17 protein-coding genes and 1 pseudogene are annotated in these 18,749 nt (G+C 63.6%); 8 read left to right on the top strand and 10 right to left on the bottom strand.

Annotated elements, in window-relative coordinates; all coding sequences use genetic code 11:
• Positions 1-89 precede the first annotated feature (89 nt).
• From LOY45_RS26080 to LOY45_RS27110, 3 genes and pseudogenes are all read left to right on the top strand, one after another.
• Positions 90-1,034, top strand: coding sequence for a LysR substrate-binding domain-containing protein (locus LOY45_RS26080; protein ID WP_258578572.1), 945 nt, complete (start codon positions 90-92; stop codon positions 1,032-1,034).
• Between the two features lie 155 nt (positions 1,035-1,189).
• Positions 1,190-2,302 (top strand): annotated as a pseudogene (locus LOY45_RS27115) (Cache 3/Cache 2 fusion domain-containing protein); the annotation flags it as partial.
• Complete coding sequence (locus tag LOY45_RS27110; RefSeq protein WP_464721013.1) at positions 2,300-3,169, top strand: methyl-accepting chemotaxis protein; 870 nt, start codon at positions 2,300-2,302, stop codon at positions 3,167-3,169. The pseudogene LOY45_RS27115 and the gene LOY45_RS27110, both read left to right, overlap by 3 nt.
• Positions 3,170-3,292: 123 nt before the next feature.
• On the opposite strand, the gene hglS is transcribed toward LOY45_RS27110, so the two are convergent.
• On the bottom strand, positions 3,293-4,690 hold the full coding sequence (hglS, locus tag LOY45_RS26070) for a 2-oxoadipate dioxygenase/decarboxylase HglS (RefSeq protein WP_134065190.1): 1,398 nt from the start codon (positions 4,688-4,690) through the stop codon (positions 3,293-3,295).
• Positions 4,691-4,785: 95 nt separating this feature from the next.
• A complete protein-coding gene (locus LOY45_RS26065; protein WP_115084707.1) occupies positions 4,786-5,682 on the bottom strand; it encodes a LysR family transcriptional regulator in 897 nt (298 codons plus the stop codon).
• A gap of 135 nt (positions 5,683-5,817) precedes the next feature.
• On the opposite strand from LOY45_RS26065, the gene amaB reads away from it, so the two are divergent.
• Together amaB and amaA are read left to right on the top strand one after the other, a co-directional pair.
• A complete protein-coding gene (gene amaB, locus LOY45_RS26060) occupies positions 5,818-7,308 on the top strand; it encodes an L-piperidine-6-carboxylate dehydrogenase (protein WP_134065188.1) in 1,491 nt (496 codons plus the stop codon).
• A 118-nt stretch (positions 7,309-7,426) separates the two neighbouring features.
• Positions 7,427-8,713, top strand: a complete 1,287-nt coding sequence (gene amaA, locus LOY45_RS26055; protein ID WP_134064935.1) for an L-pipecolate oxidase — start codon at positions 7,427-7,429, stop codon at positions 8,711-8,713.
• 3 nt (positions 8,714-8,716) lie between these two features.
• Here amaA and LOY45_RS26050 read toward each other — a convergent pair whose 3' ends face one another.
• The 4 genes from LOY45_RS26050 to LOY45_RS26035 all read right to left on the bottom strand — a co-directional run bounded on the left by LOY45_RS26050 (position 8,717) and on the right by LOY45_RS26035 (position 12,595).
• Positions 8,717-10,147 (bottom strand): mechanosensitive ion channel family protein, encoded by a 1,431-nt coding sequence (locus LOY45_RS26050; RefSeq protein ID WP_233674070.1) that lies wholly within the window; start codon positions 10,145-10,147, stop codon positions 8,717-8,719.
• Between the two features lie 55 nt (positions 10,148-10,202).
• The gene (locus tag LOY45_RS26045; RefSeq protein ID WP_258578571.1) at positions 10,203-11,696 is read right to left on the bottom strand and encodes a YifB family Mg chelatase-like AAA ATPase; all 1,494 of its coding nucleotides are present in this window, start codon (positions 11,694-11,696) and stop codon (positions 10,203-10,205) included.
• Positions 11,697-11,970: 274 nt separating this feature from the next.
• Positions 11,971-12,324 carry a gamma-glutamylcyclotransferase family protein gene (locus LOY45_RS26040; protein ID WP_258578570.1) on the bottom strand — a complete coding sequence of 118 codons (354 nt, stop codon included), beginning with the start codon at positions 12,322-12,324 and terminating at the stop codon, positions 11,971-11,973.
• A gap of 7 nt (positions 12,325-12,331) precedes the next feature.
• Entirely contained in the window at positions 12,332-12,595 is a 264-nt protein-coding gene (locus LOY45_RS26035) for an accessory factor UbiK family protein (protein ID WP_115084717.1), read from the bottom strand.
• Between the two features lie 329 nt (positions 12,596-12,924).
• On the opposite strand from LOY45_RS26035, the gene glnK reads away from it, so the two are divergent.
• The 3 genes from glnK (at position 12,925) to sutA (ending at position 15,426) form a co-directional block, all read left to right on the top strand.
• Positions 12,925-13,263: a P-II family nitrogen regulator gene (gene glnK, locus LOY45_RS26030; RefSeq protein ID WP_002555808.1), complete on the top strand. Its 339-nt coding sequence runs from the start codon at positions 12,925-12,927 to the stop codon at positions 13,261-13,263.
• A 43-nt stretch (positions 13,264-13,306) separates the two neighbouring features.
• On the top strand, positions 13,307-14,638 hold the full coding sequence (locus tag LOY45_RS26025) for an ammonium transporter (protein WP_010221118.1): 1,332 nt from the start codon (positions 13,307-13,309) through the stop codon (positions 14,636-14,638).
• 464 nt (positions 14,639-15,102) lie between these two features.
• Positions 15,103-15,426, top strand: a complete 324-nt coding sequence (gene sutA, locus LOY45_RS26020) for a transcriptional regulator SutA (protein ID WP_115084719.1) — start codon at positions 15,103-15,105, stop codon at positions 15,424-15,426.
• A gap of 148 nt (positions 15,427-15,574) precedes the next feature.
• Here sutA and LOY45_RS26015 read toward each other — a convergent pair whose 3' ends face one another.
• Genes LOY45_RS26015 through dapF form a run of 4 tightly spaced genes read right to left on the bottom strand, consistent with a single transcriptional unit; the run spans position 15,575 to position 18,747 of the window.
• Complete coding sequence (locus LOY45_RS26015) at positions 15,575-16,270, bottom strand: HAD family hydrolase (protein ID WP_115084720.1); 696 nt, start codon at positions 16,268-16,270, stop codon at positions 15,575-15,577.
• On the bottom strand, positions 16,267-17,166 hold the full coding sequence (gene xerC, locus LOY45_RS26010) for a tyrosine recombinase XerC (protein WP_258578569.1): 900 nt from the start codon (positions 17,164-17,166) through the stop codon (positions 16,267-16,269). Before xerC ends, LOY45_RS26015 begins: the two co-directional genes overlap by 4 nt.
• On the bottom strand, positions 17,166-17,903 hold the full coding sequence (locus LOY45_RS26005) for a DUF484 family protein (protein WP_115084724.1): 738 nt from the start codon (positions 17,901-17,903) through the stop codon (positions 17,166-17,168). The genes xerC and LOY45_RS26005 overlap by 1 nt, the downstream gene beginning before the upstream one ends.
• A gap of 13 nt (positions 17,904-17,916) precedes the next feature.
• Positions 17,917-18,747, bottom strand: coding sequence for a diaminopimelate epimerase (dapF, locus tag LOY45_RS26000; RefSeq protein ID WP_045200978.1), 831 nt, complete (start codon positions 18,745-18,747; stop codon positions 17,917-17,919).
• Positions 18,748-18,749 lie beyond the last annotated feature (2 nt).

Genomic DNA, 18,749 nt, shown 5'->3' with positions numbered 1-18,749 from the left:
AAAAGGATAATAGCGATGCTTGGCATGATTAAAACTCATGGGAGTATGATCCTGACGATCGCCTGTGGATAACCCGGAGCCCGTCCCTCATGTCTCGTCGTTTACCGCCCTTGTACGCACTGCGGGCTTTCGAAGCGGCCGCCCGGCACAGTTCGTTCACCCGCGCCGCAGATGAGTTATCAATCACCCAGAGCGCGGTCAGCCGGCACATCCGCACCCTTGAGGAGCACTTCGCTTGCCGTTTGTTCGTGCGCAACGGCCGCAGCCTGCAACTCAGCGAAGCGGCGCGTTTGCTCCTGCCCGGAGTGCGCGAAGGCTTTGCGGCACTGGAGCGGGCTTGCAACACCCTGCGCAGCGAGGACGACATCCTGCGCATGAAAGCCCCTTCGACCCTGACCATGCGCTGGCTGCTGGCACGCCTGAGCCGCTTTCGCCACCTGCAGCCGGGCAACGAAGTACAGCTGACCAGCGCCTGGATGGACGTCGATCATGTCGATTTCAACCATGAGCCTTTCGACTGCGCGGTGTTGCTGAGTGACGGTCACTTCCCGCCGGATTGGGAGGTCAAGCGGCTGTTTTCCGAGCTGCTGATACCGGTCGGCGCGCCGGAACTGCTCAAGGAAGGGCCCTGGGATGAGCGGCGCCTGGCGGGTGTCGAGCTGCTTCATCCGACCCCCGACAAGCGCGACTGGCGCAGCTGGCTGGCGCGCATGGACCTCACCGACAAGGTCTCGCTCAAGGGTGGCCAGGTGTTCGATACCCTGGAACTGGGCATGATCGCCGCTGCCCGGGGTTATGGCGTGTCCATGGGGGACTTGTTGATGGTGGCCGAGGATGTCGCCCAGGCCCGGCTTAGCCTGCCATGGCCGACGGCGGTTGCCAGCGGGCTGGATTACTACCTGGTCTGGCCGAAAACCCGCCCCGGTGGCGAGCGCTTGCGACGCTTGAGTGACTTCCTGCAAGGCGAGGCAGACTCCATGGACTTGCCCAAGGTGGAAATACTGGGGCCATCAGCGTCTATCGGAAGCGGTTGAACGTTTGCGCGGGATAACCCTGTTGCACACTCAAGTATTGCCGCGCGCCGCCGAAGCAGAGGCATCAGAGCCACGTCTAGATGGCTCGCTTCCCGTATTGATGCGGACGGTCAGCGTGATCAGGACGATCCCGGCCCCTCTTGCCAGGAGCTTCCATGTCTCAACCCCGTGCCCGGATTGCCTCGCAACTCGGTATCGCCCTCGCCATCGTGCTGGCCGTGGTGATTACCGGTAGCACCCTGTTTGCCCTGCGTTCGCTGGACAACGCCAACCTGATTACCCGCCAGGAACACCTGGCCAGCGAAGCGCGACTGCTCGCCGATCAGCTCGATACCTTTCACAGCACTCTGCGCGAAAGCACTCAGCGCCTGAGCGGCTTGTTCGAGAAGCGCTTTGCCGCCGGTTTGCAGTTGCATTCCGGGGAGTCGGTGACGGTTGCGGGGGTTGCCACACCCGCGCTGTACCTGGGTGATCAACTGCTCAACAACGACTTTCGCCAGGTGGATGATTTCCGCCAGATGACCGCGGGCGTCGCCACCTTGTTCGTGCGCAGCGGTGAAGACTTTGTCCGTATCAGCACCTCGCTGACCAAGCAGGACGGCAGCCGCGCCATCGGCACGCTGCTCGACCGCCAGCATCCGGCCTACGCCCGCTTGCTGGCCGGTCAGGCCTATGTTGGCCGGGCGAACCTGTTCGAGCGCGATTACATGACCCAGTACACCCCGGTGCGTGACAGCAGCGGGCGGGTGATTGCGGTGCTGTTCGTCGGCTTCGACTACACCGATGCGCAAAAGGCCCAGTTCGCCAACCTCGGGCGCTTTCGCATCGGCCAGACCGGCTCGCTGGCCCTGCTCGACGACAAGCAGCACTGGCTGGTGCCGCCAGCAGGTGTGCGCCCGGATAGCCAGGCGGCACAGGCACTTGCCGGGTTCACCGCGGGCGAAGGGCGTTTCTGGCATGACGGTGTCGAAGAGCTGTTCAGCGTTGCCGTGCCGTTTGCAGGCGGGCCCTGGACGGTGGTGGCGAGCATGCCGAAGGCGGAAATCCGCGCGGTAACCTGGAGCGTCGGTACCCGCCTGGCCATCGGCAGCCTGTTGGCGATGCTGCTGGCCGTTGCTGCGACCCTGTGGCTGTTACGCCGCCGTCTGCGCCCGCTGGGTGATCTGCTGCAGCAAGCGCAAGCCCTGGGTGGCGGTGACCTGCAGGCGCGTCTGCGGGTATCGAGCAACGATGAAATCGGCCAGCTGGCGCACAGTTTCAACCAGATGGGCGAAGCGCTGGCGAGCATGGTCGAGCACATTCGCGCAGCGGCAGAGCAGGTCAGCAGCCGTGCCCAGGCATTGTCGGGAATGTCCTCCGGTGCCTGTGAGGGGATGGAGCAGCAGTCCGGCGAAATCACCAGCATGGCCGGTGCCGTCGAGCAGTTCAGCGCCACTTCGATGAACATTGCCGACAACATGGGCAGCACCGAGCGCATGGCCCAGGACAACGTCCAGCAAACCCGCATTGGCCGCACCTCGATGGACCAGGCGTCGTCGTCCCTTGAGCAGATCGCCAGCGCACTGGCCGGCACCGCCGAAGTGATCGACACCCTCGGCCTGCGCTCCCAGGAAATTGGCGGCATCGTCGGGGTGATCACCTCGATTGCCGAGCAGACCAACCTGCTGGCCTTGAACGCTGCCATTGAAGCGGCGCGGGCCGGTGAACAGGGGCGGGGCTTTGCCGTGGTCGCGGACGAGGTGCGCAATCTGGCCTCGCGTACCCGTCAGGCTACCGATGAAATCTCGACCATGATCGGCAGCATCCAGCAGGAAACCGGCAACGCCATCAGCACCATGGAGCAGGGCAACCGCCTGATGCAGGAAGGGTTGGAGCGCAATGCCAAGGTTGCCGCGGCGCTGGCGCAGATTGATGAACGCAGCCGTTCGGCGGGGGAACAGTTTGCCGCCATCACCACGGCAACCCAGGAGCAGAGCAGCACGGCGAATGTGCTCAGCCGTAACCTGCAGAGCATTGCCCTGGCCAACAGTGAGCAGCGCGAGGTAGCGACGAACCTGGCGGCTACGGCGCGTGAGCTTGAGGGATTGGCGGGGCAGTTGCGGCAGGAAGTGGATCGCTTTCGGGTTGGGCGTTAGGTTCTAAATCGGGGCCGCTTTGCGGCCCATCGCCGGCAAGGCCGGCTCCCACAATGGAACTGCAAACACTGAACTGTGGGAGCTGGCTTTGCCAGCGATGGGCTGCGTAGCAGCCCTGGGTTCCTACAGCTGCGACAGGCCCAGCGCCTGCGCACAGGCCATCAACGATCGCCGCTCACTCTCGGCGTACAACCCCAGCTCATCCTGCACCGGTTTGCCCAGCGCCTGTTCGAAGGCTTCGCGGTTGGCATTGCTGCCGTACTCGTTCTGCGCATCATCGCCCAGGTTCGACTGGAAAATCCCCGCCGCACTGACCGGCAGAAAATCCTCGTACACCAGCGCTTCAAAGTGAACATGCCCAGCGTCGATCAGCCCCTGCAATGAAGTCGGCCGCTGCGCTTCACCACGCGCCGCCAACCCGCGTTCGGTCGGGAAGTAGCGGAAGTACGCCAGCGCCTGCTCCCGCATCTGCGCCAGGTCATCCGGGAAGGCCTTGAAGCTGTCGCTGAGCAGACTCATGTAGCGCTCGGCATTGGCCTCGGCGGGAACGCCACCCAGCGCCGTGCGGGCGGCATCGAGCAATTGGTCATAAAGCTGGCGACCTTTTGGCGTCAGTGCTGCACCCCGTTGCTCGATCTCGCCAAAGCGCGCGGTATGGCTGCCACTGCCTTCACCCTGCTGATCAGTGAACGCGACCTTCTCCTGCAGCGCCTTGAAACTAGTCTGACGCAGCAGTATCGGGCAGCGACGCGGTGGCGGGCCTTCGATTACGGCCTTGGGCGGAATACCTTTGGCCGGCATGCCCAGCTGGATGGCATCGATGTCCAGGGTGCGCGGAGTCAGGTGATTGATGTGCGGGCCCTTGAAGGCCACCACATCGGCAATCAGGCGGTGCTGGTCGTGTAGTTGCTGGTACTGCTCGGCGGTCACCGTGGCGTCCCGGTGCCAGCGGAAGGTGTGCAGGGCTTCGTCGACAAACGCCAGGGCATCGTCGGCATTCAGGCCACCATCGCGCTCGAATTGCTCGATCAACTGCAACGCACGCGGGGTGAAGATTTGCCGGCGGGCGAGAATCTCGCGCGACAGCTCACGCAGCGCCGGGTTGTCGATCAGCTCCAGGCGCAGCAGCGAGGTGAAGACCCGGAACGGGCTGATGTGCAGCGATTGCTCGTGCACGGCGCGAAAGGCGGTGGAATGCACCGGTACACCGGCGCTGCTGAGGTCGTAGTACCCCACTGGTTGCATGCCCATCACCGCGAACAGGCGGCCGATGGTTGCCAGCTCTTCGGCGGTGCCGACGCGAATGGCGCCGTGGCGTTCCTGGTCGAGGCGCTCGATTTCACCGGTCCAGCGCAGGGCCTGGGCAACCTCGGGTTGCTGGGTCATGACCTGCTGATTGATTTCGCTCACCAGTGACAGCAGCGTGCCGTACAGCGGCACCTCTTGCTTGTACATGAGCGACATGGCGGCCGAGAACTGCGCGCGAATGCTGTCCGGGCTGACGAAATCTTGAGCGGGCATCGAAAGCTTCCTGGTAAGTGGGCACCCTTACATGAAAGCGAGGAATGCAGTGCTCGCACAAGCGAAAAAAAGTCGATCTGTCATTCCAAAAATTATCAACCTTGCAGGTCCAGCTCCGCCCGAATCCAATCGACCAACGCGCGTACCTTCGGCACCTCCGCCGCATGCTCGGAAAACGCCAGGAAATGCGCGCCATTGCTGCGCATGCTGTGCTGCCAGGGCACGATCAATTTGCCTTCGGCCAGTTCCTGGGCCACCAGATAGCGCGGCACCAGGGCCACGCCGCAGCCGGACTGGGCAGCGCTGAGGCTCATATAGAAAGTATCGAAGCGCGGCCCGTGATAACTGTTGGCCGAATGCAGGCCTTGCTCGAGAAACCACTCGTGCCAGGCCTCCGGACGCGAAGTGCTTTGCAGCAGCACCAGCTCGGCCAGTTCGCTGGCGTCCTTGAGCGTGCGCCCCTGCAACAGTTCCGGTGCGCACACCGGCAGCACTTCCTCGCCGAACAGCTCGATGCAGGTGGCCCCCGGCCAGGTGCCCTGACCAAAGAAGAACACCACGTCGGCAGTGGCCTGCAGCAGGGCAAAGGGCTCCATCTCGTTGCGGATGTCGAGGTGGATGTTCGGGTGCTGCTTGCCGAAGCCTTTGAGGTGCGGGATCAGCCAGCGCACGCCAAAGCTCGGTTGAGTGGCTACCTTGAGGACTTCGGTCTGTTCGCCGTAGGACATGATGTAACGGCTGGACATATCGACCTGGGTGAGAATCTTGTTGACCTCGGCCAGGTACAGCGCGCCTGCTGGAGTCAGTTGCAGGCGCCGGCGGATCCGCAGGAACAGGTGATGGCGGAGCATCTCTTCAAGCTGGGCCACCTGCTTGCTCACCGCGCTCTGGGTCAGGTGCAGTTCTTCGGCGGCGCGGGTGAAGCTCAGGTGCCGGGCGGCAGCCTCGAAACACTGCAGGGCGGCCATCGATGGCACCAGACGTTTGGACATAGCGGTCTCTAAGCCAGTAGATCATTACCTGGCGGAATGATATGCAGAATAAAGGTCGTTTGTTGCGCCAGAGTGATCGGATTAATACTGATCCCTATCACTATTTCAACCACTCATCGCATGCAGGAGAAGAAAATGGTTGATGGACTGCTTGACCGCCTCGGTGTTCCCACTACTGCCTACACCCATGGCAACCATCCCGTTCACACCCCTATCGATGGCAGCGCGATTGCCTCGGTGCACCTGGAAAGCAAAGCCCAGGTGACCGCCAAGATCGATCAGGCTGAACAAGCCTTCCAGGCTTGGCGCAACGTTCCGGCCCCGCGTCGCGGTGAGTTGATCCGCCTGTTTGGCGAAGTGCTGCGCAAGCACAAGGCCGAACTCGGTGAGCTGGTGTCGATCGAAGCCGGCAAGATCACCCAGGAAGGCCTGGGCGAAGTGCAGGAAATGATCGATATCTGCGACTTCGCCGTCGGTCTGTCGCGTCAGCTGTACGGCCTGACCATCGCCTCCGAGCGCCCGGGCCACCACATGCGTGAAACCTGGCATCCGCTGGGGGTGGTCGGGGTGATCAGCGCCTTCAACTTCCCGGTCGCGGTCTGGGCCTGGAACACCACCCTGGCACTGGTGTGCGGCAACGCCGTGGTGTGGAAGCCGTCGGAGAAAACCCCGCTGACCGCGCTGGCCTGCCAGGCGCTGTTCGAAAAAGCCCTGAAAGCCTTTGGCGAAGCGCCAGAAGGCCTGAGCCAGCTGATCATCGGTGATCGCGATGCCGGCGAAGCCCTGGTCGACGACCCGCGCGTGCCGCTGGTCAGCGCCACCGGCAGCACCCGCATGGGCCGTGAAGTCGGCCCGCGTGTGGCCGCGCGTTTCGGTCGCAGCATCCTCGAACTGGGTGGCAACAACGCGATGATCCTCGCGCCCAGCGCCGACCTCGACCTGGCCGTGCGCGGCATCTTGTTCAGCGCCGTTGGCACTGCGGGCCAGCGCTGCACCACCCTGCGCCGGCTGATCGTTCATCGTTCGATCAAGGACGAAGTGGTGGCCCGGGTCAAAGCCGCTTACGCCAAGGTACGCATCGGTGATCCACGTAAAGACAACCTGGTCGGCCCGCTGATCGACAAGGCTTCGTTTGAAGGCATGCAGGATGCGTTGGCCCGCGCCCGCGATGAAGGCGGCCAGGTGTTTGGTGGTGAGCGGCAGCTTCAGGACCAGTACCCGAATGCCTACTACGTTTCTCCAGCTATTGCCGAGATGCCCGCGCAGAGCGCCGTGGTTCGTCATGAAACTTTCGCACCGATCCTCTACGTGCTGACCTACGACGAATTCGACGAAGCCCTGCGCCTGAACAACGAAGTGCCGCAAGGTCTGTCGTCGTGCATCTTCACCACCGACCTGCGTGAAGCCGAGCGCTTCCAGAGTGCGGCAGGCAGTGACTGCGGGATTGCCAACGTCAACATCGGCACCAGCGGTGCGGAGATTGGCGGGGCGTTTGGCGGTGAGAAGGAAACCGGCGGTGGCCGTGAGTCAGGCTCGGATTCGTGGAAGGCCTACATGCGTCGGCAGACCAATACCGTGAACTATTCCCGCGAGCTGCCGTTGGCGCAGGGGATTGTGTTCGACTGATTACCGAGTCGGCCCCATCGCTGGCAAGCCAGCTCCCACAAGGACCGCTGCTCCCTGTGGGAGCTGGCTTGCCAGCGATAGGGGCACCACCGCACAAGAATAAAAGAGGAAGCCGGCCATGCCAGAACTGCGTCAACAATGCCTCTGGGAACACGTCACCCAGCCCGCCGCGCCATCCCGGGTGCTGAACGCCGAGCTCAAGGCCGATGTGTGCATCATCGGCGGCGGTATCACTGGCCTGTCGGCAGCCATTCACCTGCTCGAACAGGGCAAGACGGTGATCCTGCTCGAAGCCTGGAAAATCGGCCACGGTGGTTCCGGGCGCAACGTCGGCCTGGTCAACGCCGGCACCTGGATTCGCCCGGATGACGTTGAAGCGACCCTTGGCCAGAAGCAAGGCAGCCGCCTGAACAAGATACTGGGTGAGGCGCCGGGCGAAGTGTTCGCCACCATCGAACGCCTGGGTATCGACTGCCAGGCCCACAACACCGGCACCCTGCACATGGCCCACAACGCCACCGGCGTTGCCGACCTCGAAGCCCGTCACCAGCAATGGAGCCGGCGTGGCGCCGATGTCGAGCTGCTGACCGGGGCCAAGTGCGAAGAATATTGCGGTACCGACAAGATTTCCGCCGCGCTGCTCGATCGCCGCGCCGGCACCATCAACCCCATGGGTTACACACAGGGCCTGGCCGCTGCGGTCGAGCGTCTGGGTGGGCAGATCTTCCAGCAGTCCGCTGTGCAAGGCCTGGAGCGTGAAGGCAGCAGCTGGCGGGTGAAGACCGCCAAAGGTTCGGTCAGCGCCGACAAGGTGGTGATCTCTACCGGCGCCTACACCGAAGGCGACTGGACCAACCTGCAACGCCAGTTCTTCCGCGGCTACTACTACCAGGTCGCTTCAGTGCCGCTGCAAGGCGCCGCTGCCGACAACGTGCTCAAGCACGGCCAGGGTTCGTGGGATACGCGCACGGTGCTCAGCAGCATCCGTCGTGATGACCAAGGGCGCCTGTTGCTCGGCAGCCTCGGGCGGGTCGACAACAAGCCGGCCTGGTTCATCCGCAGTTGGGCCGACCGCATCCAGAACCACTACTTCCCGCAACTGGGCAAGGTCGAGTGGGAAATGCACTGGACCGGCTGCATCGACTTCACCCCGGACCACCTGATGCGCCTGTTCGAGCCGGCGCCGGGCATCGTCGCCGTCACTGGCTACAACGGCCGCGGCAACACCACCGGCACGGTGATCGGCAAAGCCTTTGCCCAGTACCTGCTCTGCGACAACCCGGATGCCTTGCCGATTCCGTTCTCGGCAATGAAACCGGTGTCGGCGCCGGCGCTGCGTACCGGCTTCTACGAAACCGGCTTCTCGCTGTATCACGCCGGGCAATGCTTGCGCGTGGTGCTCTGACGGCTACTTGTGCAGCCAGCTGAGAAACCCGCCTTTCTTGATGGCTGCAGGCTTTTGCTCCAGCAGTGACTGGCGGGTTTGCTGGCGGATGCGTTGCAGCTTGAGCAACGCAGTCTTGACCTCGGTGCGTTGCTCCAGGCAACTGCGCACTTCGTCCTTGTCGATGCGATAGAGAATGCAGCTGGTCAGGGTGCGGAACTCGGCAGTGGAATCATCCGCTTCCAGCAAGCCCTCCACTCCCAATACCTCACCCGGGCCCATGCGCCCGGCTTCGAGCTGCTTGTCGCCATCACGAATGCCGACAGACACCACCCCGGTGCCAATCACCAGCAGGTAATCCGAGCTGTCGCCGACGCCGAGGATCACCTGGTCGGCCAGGTATTCCACGGCGGTCATGCGCTGGCTGAGGTTGTCTTTCTCCTCGTTGCTGAGCGAACGGAAGATCCGCACATCCTCGAGCAGGGCGCGCTGACGGTTCCACATCTGGCCTGGCTGGGTATCGCTGTTCCACACCACGCCGGCCGCTTCCAGGTGGCGGTGGGCGAGGTCGAACATATGGTTGCGCACCTCGGTCTTCTGGCTCATGGAGCTGACAAAGCCGCTGGCCTCGTACTCCACCGACTCCAGGCTCGAACTCTTGACCGTCGCTTTCGGGGCAGGGGTGATCAGTAACGTGCGCGTGCCTTGCAGGGTTTTCTCCAGCGCATCGAGCACCCGTCGCGGGCGCACCTTGGCCGGCACCACGACGGTGATGGAGACGCCGTGCACATCGCTGGGCTGGCTGAAGTTGAGCAGCTTGGCCTTGGCCGCCACCGAGTTGGGAATCACCGCCATGCTGCCGTTGCCGGTAAGCAGGCGGGTGGCGCGCCAGTCGATCTCGATGACCTTGCCTTCGGTGCCGTCGATGCTGATCGAATCGCCGATCTGATAGGGGCGGGTGGTATTCAGCACAATGCCGGAGAACACATCGCTCAGCGTGCTCTGTAGCGCCAGGCCGATCACGATTGCCATGACCCCGGAGGTTGCCAACAGGCCTTTGACCGGCAGCTGCAGCACATAGGCCGCTGCGGCAACAATAGCGACCAGGAAGATCACCGCCCCCAGCACATCCTGCAGCAACCGCCCGGTGTGACCGCTACGGGCCACCAGCACCAGGCCGATCACTACCGTGGCGGTACGCGCCGCAAACAGCCACCAGGCAATCCCCAGCACCGTAGCGAGCAGATTGCGCGGCACATCCTCGACCCAGGGCGCAGGTTGCAGCGGGCTGACCCCGGCGCTGATCAGCACCCAGGTAAACAGCGAAAACGCCAGCAAGCGCGCACCGATGCGCCAAGGGCGGCGATTGGCGGGTATCAGTTGCCAGAGCGTGAGGTCGAGCACGATCAGGGTAATGCCGAGCAACAGCGGGTAACTCTGGACGAATGCGAACATACCGGTCTCGGTGCGGTGGGCTGTTGCCAAGTTAAGAGCAGAATGCGGGCAATTACTACTGGTTGCTGGGGCGATAGTGCAGTGCTTCGGCCAGGTGTTCGCGGCCGATGTTTTCAGCCTGTTCCAGGTCAGCCAGGGTGCGCGCCACCTTGAGCAGGCGGTGGGCGGCGCGCAGCGACAGAGTCAGGCGTTCGCAGGCGCTTTCCAGCCAGGTCTGGTCGGCTGTGGATAACCCGCAATACTGGCGCAGGCCGGGCAGGTCGAGGAAGGCGTTGGCACAGCCCTGGCGCTGTTGCTGGATGTCGCGGGCGGCGGCGACTTGCGCGGCAATGGTGGCGCTGCTTTCGCCGTGGCTGCTGTTGGTGGAGAGGGCCGTGGCTTCGCGGGCGACAGTCAGGTGCAGGTCGATGCGGTCGAGCAAGGGGCCGGAGAGTTTGTTGCGGTAGCGCTGGATCTGTTCGCTGTTGCAGCGACAGCGCCCGGTGGGGTCGCCGAGGTATCCACAGGGGCAGGGGTTCATGGCGGCGACCAGCTGGAAGCGCGCCGGAAAGCGGATCTTGTCCTTGGCCCGGGCGATGACGATTTCGCCAGATTCCAGCGGTTCGCGCAGCACTTCCAGTACGCGCCGCTCGAACTCCGGCAGCTCATCGAGGAACAGCACGCCGTGATGGGCCAGGGTTATCTCTCCTGGCTGCGGTCGGCTGCCACCGCCGACCAGCGCAGCACCTGAGGCCGAATGGTGCGGATGACGAAACGGACGCTGCGGCCAGCTGCTCAGCGGTACATGGCTGGCCACCGACTGGATCGCTGCCACCTCCAGTGCCTCGCGCTCATCCAGCGGCGGCAACAGGCCGGGCAGGCGGCTGGCGAGCAGGGTCTTGCCGGTGCCGGGAGGGCCGCTGAACAGCAGGTTGTGTGCGCCTGCGGCCGCGACCAGTAGCGCGCGCTTGGCGGCTTGCTGGCCTTGCACTTCGTTGAGGTCGGGGTAGGGGCGGATCTGCAGCAACAGGCCGTTGGCTGCGTAGGGATTGAGCGGGGCCTGGCCGTTGAAGTGGGCGACCAGCTCCAGCAGGTGACTGACTGCAAACACCACCAGCCCCGATGCCAGACAGGCTTCTTCGGCATTTTCCTGCGGCACGACCAGGGCCCGACCGGCTGCTCGTGCAGCCAAGGCTGCGGGCAGAACACCTTGCACCGAGCGGATCGCCCCGGACAGCGCCAGTTCGCCCAGGCATTCCACCTCGCCAAGCGCTGCAATCGGGAACTGGCCGTTGGCGGCGAGAATCCCCAGGGCGATGGCCAGGTCGAAGCGCCCGCCATCCTTGGGCAGGTCGGCTGGCGCGAGGTTGAGGGTGATGCGCCGGGCGGGGAATTCCAGGCCGGAATTGAGGATCGCGCTGCGCACCCGATCCTTGCTTTCCTTCACGGTCGCTTCCGGCAGGCCAACCAGGGTCAGCGCCGGCAAACCATTGGCCAGATGCGCTTCAACACTGACCGCCGGGGCCGAAACACCGACCTGGGCACGGCTGTGGACAAGGGCGAGGGACATGAACGCTCCATGATCTAGACGAGGCCGCGTCCTGCGGCTCTGCAAGCGTAGTGGGGTGGAGCGGATCGGGGCGGGGAAGAGTGAGTCAGGTTTTTACAGGACCATTTGTGCGAGCGCTGCGCACTCGATCGCCGGCAAGCCAGCTCCCACAGGTTCAGCACTGTTCTCAGGCTTGGCGCTCACCTTGTGTAGGAGCGGGCTTGACCCGCGATGAGGTCAGCTCAGCCAGCCACGCCGAGCGTTATGTGCGAGGCCTTGGCCACTACCGCGTCGCTCAGGCGCGCACGTAAACCCAGGCCGTCAGGCCAGAGGCCAGGGTCACCGCAACCCGCTTGTAGTCGGACACTTCATAGGCATCCGCCGCCGCAAGCTCGGCCTCGCTGATCTGGAAGACCATGCCGGCCACGCGGTCGTCGGCATTGTTGCTGGGGGTGACGATCGGGTGGTGGGTCTTGCCGCTGGTGGCCAGGACTTGCGGGTCGGTAATTTCCACCCATGTCTGGCTGTAACCGAGCATCTGGTCAGTCTGGCCGAGCAGTTCGCGGCCGAAGTTGGCCAGTTGCACGGCTTTGTCCTGCAAGGTGCCGTAGGAGAACAACAGCACCGGGTACTCAGTAGAAGGTGTCATCGCAAGCTCACTCGGCAGCGGGCGGGTTCTGGCGTGCTTCCATCTCCGCGACCTTGGCTTCGAGCGCTTCAAGGCGGGCGCGGGTGCGGGCCAGGACGACCATCTGGCTGTCGAATTCTTCCCGGCTGACCAGTTCCAGTTTGCTGAACCCACTTTGCAGCAGGGCCTTGAACTGGCTTTCGATTTCGCTGCGGGGCTGCGAGGAGTCGCCACTGAACAGGCGCGAGGCCTGGTCGCTCAGGGCATCAAGAAAGGCTTTGGGCGCGAGCATGTTCGGCTGTCCACAGTATGCAATGGGGCGCCAGTGTAACACGCACCTTTAGCGCCCCAATGCTGCACGCTTTTCGCGCATGGCGGCGAAACGCCGCGCACCGTTGTTGTGCATCAAAACGGTGCTGGCGACCGGCCAAGTCGGGCCGAGTAACGTAAGTCCCTGTAATCCGGGGGTTTAACCAATCTGGCAAGCTTTCTGCTAAGACCTTCATGACCCATGCACTGATGCAGTCACCATGACGACGCGTTACAAAGCCAGGCACTGCGCTTAGACTTGAGTCGGGTTTGTTTTCCTGGGGCAAGTCCACCAATTCGGGAGAGAGTTTCATGAAGCTAGTCACTGCCATCATCAAGCCGTTCAAGTTGGACGACGTGCGCGAGTCGCTGTCCGAAATCGGCGTGCAGGGCATCACTGTCACTGAAGTCAAAGGTTTCGGCCGGCAGAAAGGTCACACCGAGCTGTATCGCGGCGCTGAATATGTGGTCGATTTCCTGCCCAAGGTGAAGATCGACGTCGCCATCGACGACAAGGATCTGGACCGGGTCATCGAGGCGATCACCAAGGCGGCCAACACCGGCAAGATCGGTGACGGCAAGATTTTCGTGGTCAATCTGGAGCAGGCGATTCGCATCCGTACCGGCGAAACCGATACCGACGCGATCTAACAAAAAAGCCTCACCAAACCCCAACGCCCCAGGAGATAACAATATGACTCTGCGTCAGTTCGCAGGGCTAGGAGCCCTTTTGTCCCTCGTAATGCCCGGCCTGGCCCTGGCAGAGGAGGCAGCCCCCGTGCTCAACTCCGGCGACACCGCCTGGATGTTGACCGCCACAGCCCTGGTGCTGTTCATGACCATCCCTGGTCTGGCCCTGTTCTACGGCGGCATGGTGCGTTCCAAGAACGTGCTGTCGGTGATGATGCAGTGCTTTGCGATCACCGGCCTGATCAGCGTCCTGTGGGTGGTTTACGGCTATAGCCTGGCGTTCGATACCACCGGTATGGAGCAAGGTGTAGTCAACTTCAATTCCTTCGTTGGCGGTCTGTCCAAGGCGTTCCTCGCCGGCGTGACCCCGGCGAGCCTGACCTCTTCGGCGGCGCTGTTCCCTGAAGCGGTATTCATCACCTTCCAGATGACCTTCGCGATCATCACCCCGGCGCTGATCGTCGGTGCCTTTGCCGAGCGTATGAAGTTCTCGGCGATGCTGATCTTCATGGCCATCTGGTTCACCCTGGTCTACGCGCCGATCGCCCACATGGTCTGGAGCGGCAACGGCGGCCTGATGTGGGACTGGGGCGTGCTCGACTTCGCCGGCGGCACCGTGGTGCACATCAACGCCGGTATCGCCGGCCTGGTGGCCTGCCTGGTGCTGGGCAAGCGCAAGGGCTTCCCGACCACGCCGATGGCGCCGCACAACCTCGGTTACACGCTGATGGGCGCGGCCATGCTGTGGATTGGCTGGTTCGGCTTCAACGCAGGCTCTGCCGCTGCGGCCAACGGCACCGCCGGCATGGCCATGCTGGTGACCCAGATCGCCACCGCCGCAGCGGCCCTGGGCTGGATGTTCGCCGAGTGGCTGACCCACGGTAAGCCAAGCGCACTGGGCATCGCCTCGGGGGTGGTAGCAGGTCTTGTGGCCATCACCCCGGCTGCCGGCACCGTCGGGCCGATGGGCGCCCTGGTGATCGGCCTGGTGGCAGGCGTGATCTGCTACTTCTGCGCCACCAGCCTCAAGCGCAAGCTCGGCTATGACGACTCCCTGGATGCCTTCGGCGTGCACGGCATTGGCGGTATCGTCGGTGCGATCCTCACCGGCGTGTTCGCAGCCCCGGCCCTGGGTGGCTTCGGCACCGTTGAAGACATCGGCGCACAAGTCTGGATTCAGGCCAAGGGTGTCGGCTTTACCGTGATCTACACCGCGATCGTCACGTACGTGATCCTCAAGGTGCTGGATCTGGTCATGGGCCTGCGGGTCAACGAAGAAGAAGAGTCGGTCGGTCTCGACCTGGCGCAACACAACGAGCGCGGCTACAACCTGTAACGGCCTCGAAAAAAACTTGCCCGGCTTGCCGGGCATTTTTTTGCCCGTAAATTGTCCGTTCGTTCAAGCGCAAACGGTTTCTACCCGAGCTTTGATGGCTGCGTGTGATGTGGGCAGAAAACTTACAGCGCTCAGTGAAATTTAGGCACTTTGCTTTTTCTCTGAGCACGCTAGAATGCGCGCCGAAGGGTGCTGACGAGCTGTCCGCAAACTTCCATACCCTTTGCTAGGCTTGCCAATAAGCGAGTCGATCACGCCAGGGTATGTCGGCGCATTAACGCCGCCCGCTCTTTATTTGTACAGGCCTCGCCCGTGACGTGGGGTTTGCCCGGTTCTCGCCATTCGTTGTGGCGCAACCACGGCCTGCGGCCAGTCCGCGGACCTTGAATTTTTTCTGGCAGCTGTCGATTTTCGACGTTGCTGGTCTATAACTAATCTGCTTTTCGCAAGTCATGAGGTAGAACATGAGCGACGACGATCTGGAAACTGACGACCTCGAAGTAGGCGACGAAGACGAAGGTGATGAAGGCCTCGAAGCGGCAGCTGATGATGTGGCTGACGACAGCGGCGACGACAGCCCGGCACCTGTAGCCAAGGGCAAGAAGTCGGCGGCGGTCTCGGTCGACGAGATGCCGAGCATGGAAGCCAAGCAGAAGGAGCGTGATGCTCTGGCCAAGGCCATGGAAGAGTTTCTCTCCCGTGGTGGCAAGGTGCAGGAAGTGGAGGCCAACGTGGTCGCCGATCCGCCCAAGAAGCCGGACAACAAGTACGGTAGCCGCCCTATCTGAGTGGCCCCGTCAGCAAAAAAGCCCGCCGTCGCTGCGGGCTTTTTTGTGTCTGTAATGGTTGGATCGCCGAAATGTAGGAGCGGGCTTGCCCCGCGATGCGATGTGCACTGACAGTCCGCAATCGCGGGTCAAGCCCGCTCCCACAGATTTAGCGCCAGCTGTTGAGCAGTTCAGGCAGCTGCGACAGGCGCTGGATCTCCGCGTCAGGGCGGTTCTCAGCCTCCCAGGTCTTACCCTGGGGGTTGAACCAGATCGCCCGCAGGCCGGCACGCTGGGCTCCGGCAATGTCATCGCCGGGGTGATCGCCGATATGCACCGCCGCATGCGCTTCGACCTCACCCTGACGCAGGGCTTCGAGGAAGGGCTGCGGATCGGGTTTGCCAACGCCTAAGTCTTCGGCGCACAGGGCAAACTTGAAGTAGTCGGCCAGGCCCAGGCGGCGTACATCGGCGTTGCCGTTGGTAACCACGCCCAGGGTATAGCTGTGCCGGAGGATCTCCAGTACCGGCTGCACTTCGGGAAAAATGTCAATCTGGTGGCGGGCGCGGAGGAACACCTCGAAGCCTTCGTTGGCCAGCTCACGGGCCTTGTTCTCGCTGTAGCCGACCTCTTCCAGGGCATGGAACAGCACGCGCCGGCGCAGGGCGCTGATGCGGTGCTTGAGCCCGGGCTCCGCCTGTACCAGATGCTCGCGGATGGCGTACAGGTGCTCCACCGGGACCGCGCCCAGGGTTGGCGCATTGGCCGCCAGCCAGTCGCGCAGGATGGCCTCGGCGCTGACAATCACCGGCGCGGTGTCCCACAGGGTGTCGTCGAGGTCGAAGGTGATCAGCTTGATGCTCATGAGTCACTGCCCTTACTGCGTTTGGCCCGGGGATGGGCCCTGTCATAGACGGCGGCCAGGTGCTGGAAGTCCAGGTGAGTGTAGATCTGCGTGGTGGCGATGTCGGCGTGGCCAAGCATCTCTTGCACGGCGCGCAGGTCCTGGGACGATTCCAGCAGGTGGCTGGCGAAGGAGTGCCGCAACATGTGCGGGTGCAGGTTCTGGCCCAGCTCGCGGGCACCAGCGGCCTGCACGCGCAGCTGAATGGCCCGTGGGCCGAGCCGTCGGCCTTGCTGGCTGACGAATACGGCGCCGTCCTGCGGGCCACTGCCAGCGCGCAGGGGCAGCCATTGTTCCAGCGCCTCGCGGGCCTTGCGGCCGACCGGCAGCACGCGGGTCTTGCTGCCCTTGCCGTGCACCTGCACCAGGCCGCCCGGCAGGTCGAGCTGCTCCAGGTTGAGGCTGGTCAGCTCCGACAGGCGCAGGCCGGAGGAGTAGAACAGCTCGAGCATGGCCTGGTCGCGGCGGGCGAGAAATTCATCCTCGACTGCGCCTTCCAGCAGTTGCAGGGCGCGGTCGGTGTCGAGGGTCTTGGGCAGGCGCCGCTCGCCCTTGGGTGCCGACAGGCCGTTGGCCGGATCGTGGCTGCAGTGGCCTTCGCGGTTGAGGTAGCGGTAGAAGCCACGCACTGCCGAGAGCAGGCGGGCGAGGCTGCGTGAAGACTGGCCCTGATGGTGCTGGCGGGCGATCAGTTGGCGCAGATGCTGGATTTGCAGGGCGTTCCAGCTGTCGATGCCGCCCTTGGTGCAGAACGCCAGGACACTTTCGAGGTCGCGTCGGTAGGCCAGCTGGGTGTGTTCGGACACCTGGCGCTCGTTGCGCAAGTGCGCGCAGAAGGCCTCCAGCTGGCGTTCCACTAGCGCACCGGACGCAGGGTCTGGGTATGGCGCGGGACGACCCGGCCCAGCACTTCGGCGATGTAGCTGAGGAACAGGGTGCCGACCGTGCTCTTGTAATGCTGCGGATCGCGGCTACCGATCGCCAGTACGCCGTGCAGGCCCTGATGGTTGAGGGTGGCGACGGCGCTGGAGCCGACTTCCTTGCGCTGCTCTTCGCCGAACAGAAAGTCCAGCTCGTGATCACGCAGGTTGCCGCTGACCGTCTTGCCGGCGCACAACAGGCCGCCAATGGCTTGCTGGGCGTCTGTGCTGTTGACCCAGCGGCCGACCGGCGCGGCGGTTTCGCCGAACAGGATCAGGCTGACAAAGGGCACCTTGAACTCCTGGCGCAGGCTGTCTTCGACGGCCATGACCACGCTTTCGAGGCTGTCGGCATCGAGCAGGTCGAGGATCAGCCGGCGGGTCTTGTCGAACAGCCGGTCGTTGTCGCGGGCCACGTCCATCAGTTGCGAAAGGCGGTGGCGCATTTCGATGTTGCGGTCGCGCAGCAGCTTGAGCTGGCGCTCGACCAGCGACACGGTGTCACCACGCTGATGGGGGATGTGCAGCTCGCTGAGCAACTCGTCGTGCTCGGCGAAGAACGTCGGGTTGTCGCGCAGGTAGGCAACCACGGCCTCAGCCCCGAGGTTGGGCGTCGAGCCCTCGGCGCTAAGGTCGGTGGGCTGTTCGGCGGGAGCCTGGGGCTGATCGGTCATGGCTGGTACTCACTCATAGACGAACCTGTCCTTCAAACACGCGTACGGCGGGGCCGGTCATCAGCACCGGTTTGCCCGGGCCTGCCCATTCGATGGACAGGCGCCCACCCGGCAGGTCGATCAACAGCGGTGAATCCATCCAGCCCTGGCTGATCGCCGCCACGGCAGCGGCGCAGGCGCCAGTACCACAGGCCTGGGTTTCGCCAGCGCCACGTTCCCACACCCGCAGTTGCGCGCGGTGGCGGTCGATGACCTGGATGAAACCGACATTGACCCGCTGCGGGAAGCGCGGGTGATGCTCGATCTGCGCGCCCAGCTCGTGCACCGGTGCGGCGTTGATGTCGTCGACGCGCAGCACCGCATGGGGGTTGCCCATCGACACGGCGGCCAGTTCGACAGTGCGTCCGGCGACCTCCAGCGGGTAGCTCAGGGCCTGGGCCGGCGCGTCGAACGGAATCTCGGCCGGCACCAGCCGCGGCGGGCCCATGTCGACGCTGATCTGCCCGTCGTTGCGCACGTCCAGCTCGATGATGCCGCCCTTGGTTTCGACGCGGATGCGTTTTTTAGCGGTCAGGCGCTTGTCCAGCACGAAGCGTGCAAAGCAGCGCGCACCGTTGCCGCACTGTTCGACCTCGGAGCCGTCGGCGTTGAAGATCCGGTAGCGGAAATCCACTTCCGGGTTGCTTGGCGCCTCGACGATCAGCAGTTGGTCGAAGCCGATGCCGGTGTGGCGGTCGCCCCATTGCTTGGCGTGCTTGGGCAGAATGTGCGCATGCTGGCTGACCAGGTCGAGGACCATGAAGTCGTTGCCCAGCCCATGCATCTTGGTAAAACGCAGCAGCATGG

The sequence above is a fragment of the Pseudomonas wadenswilerensis genome, assembly GCF_024749185.1.
In the GTDB taxonomy this organism is placed as follows: Bacteria; Pseudomonadota; Gammaproteobacteria; order Pseudomonadales; family Pseudomonadaceae; genus Aquipseudomonas; species Aquipseudomonas wadenswilerensis.
This window is presented reverse-complemented; position numbering and strand designations above follow the sequence as displayed.

Excerpts from the sequence above, each read along its gene's own strand:
- LOY45_RS26080 (WP_258578572.1), top strand. The coding sequence starts at position 90 with ATGTCTCGTCGTTTACCGCCCTTGTACGCACTGCGGGCTTTCGAAGCG.
- LOY45_RS27110 (WP_464721013.1), top strand. The coding sequence starts at position 2,300 with ATGGGCGAAGCGCTGGCGAGCATGGTCGAGCACATTCGCGCAGCGGCA.
- hglS (WP_134065190.1), bottom strand. The coding sequence starts at position 4,690 with ATGCCCGCTCAAGATTTCGTCAGCCCGGACAGCATTCGCGCGCAGTTC.
- LOY45_RS26065 (WP_115084707.1), bottom strand. The coding sequence starts at position 5,682 with ATGTCCAAACGTCTGGTGCCATCGATGGCCGCCCTGCAGTGTTTCGAG.
- amaB (WP_134065188.1), top strand. The coding sequence starts at position 5,818 with ATGGTTGATGGACTGCTTGACCGCCTCGGTGTTCCCACTACTGCCTAC.
- amaA (WP_134064935.1), top strand. The coding sequence starts at position 7,427 with ATGCCAGAACTGCGTCAACAATGCCTCTGGGAACACGTCACCCAGCCC.
- LOY45_RS26050 (WP_233674070.1), bottom strand. The coding sequence starts at position 10,147 with ATGTTCGCATTCGTCCAGAGTTACCCGCTGTTGCTCGGCATTACCCTG.
- LOY45_RS26045 (WP_258578571.1), bottom strand. The coding sequence starts at position 11,696 with ATGTCCCTCGCCCTTGTCCACAGCCGTGCCCAGGTCGGTGTTTCGGCC.
- LOY45_RS26040 (WP_258578570.1), bottom strand. The coding sequence starts at position 12,324 with ATGACACCTTCTACTGAGTACCCGGTGCTGTTGTTCTCCTACGGCACC.
- LOY45_RS26035 (WP_115084717.1), bottom strand. The coding sequence starts at position 12,595 with ATGCTCGCGCCCAAAGCCTTTCTTGATGCCCTGAGCGACCAGGCCTCG.
- glnK (WP_002555808.1), top strand. The coding sequence starts at position 12,925 with ATGAAGCTAGTCACTGCCATCATCAAGCCGTTCAAGTTGGACGACGTG.
- LOY45_RS26025 (WP_010221118.1), top strand. The coding sequence starts at position 13,307 with ATGACTCTGCGTCAGTTCGCAGGGCTAGGAGCCCTTTTGTCCCTCGTA.
- sutA (WP_115084719.1), top strand. The coding sequence starts at position 15,103 with ATGAGCGACGACGATCTGGAAACTGACGACCTCGAAGTAGGCGACGAA.
- LOY45_RS26015 (WP_115084720.1), bottom strand. The coding sequence starts at position 16,270 with ATGAGCATCAAGCTGATCACCTTCGACCTCGACGACACCCTGTGGGAC.
- LOY45_RS26005 (WP_115084724.1), bottom strand. The coding sequence starts at position 17,903 with ATGACCGATCAGCCCCAGGCTCCCGCCGAACAGCCCACCGACCTTAGC.
- dapF (WP_045200978.1), bottom strand. The coding sequence starts at position 18,747 with ATGCTGCTGCGTTTTACCAAGATGCATGGGCTGGGCAACGACTTCATG.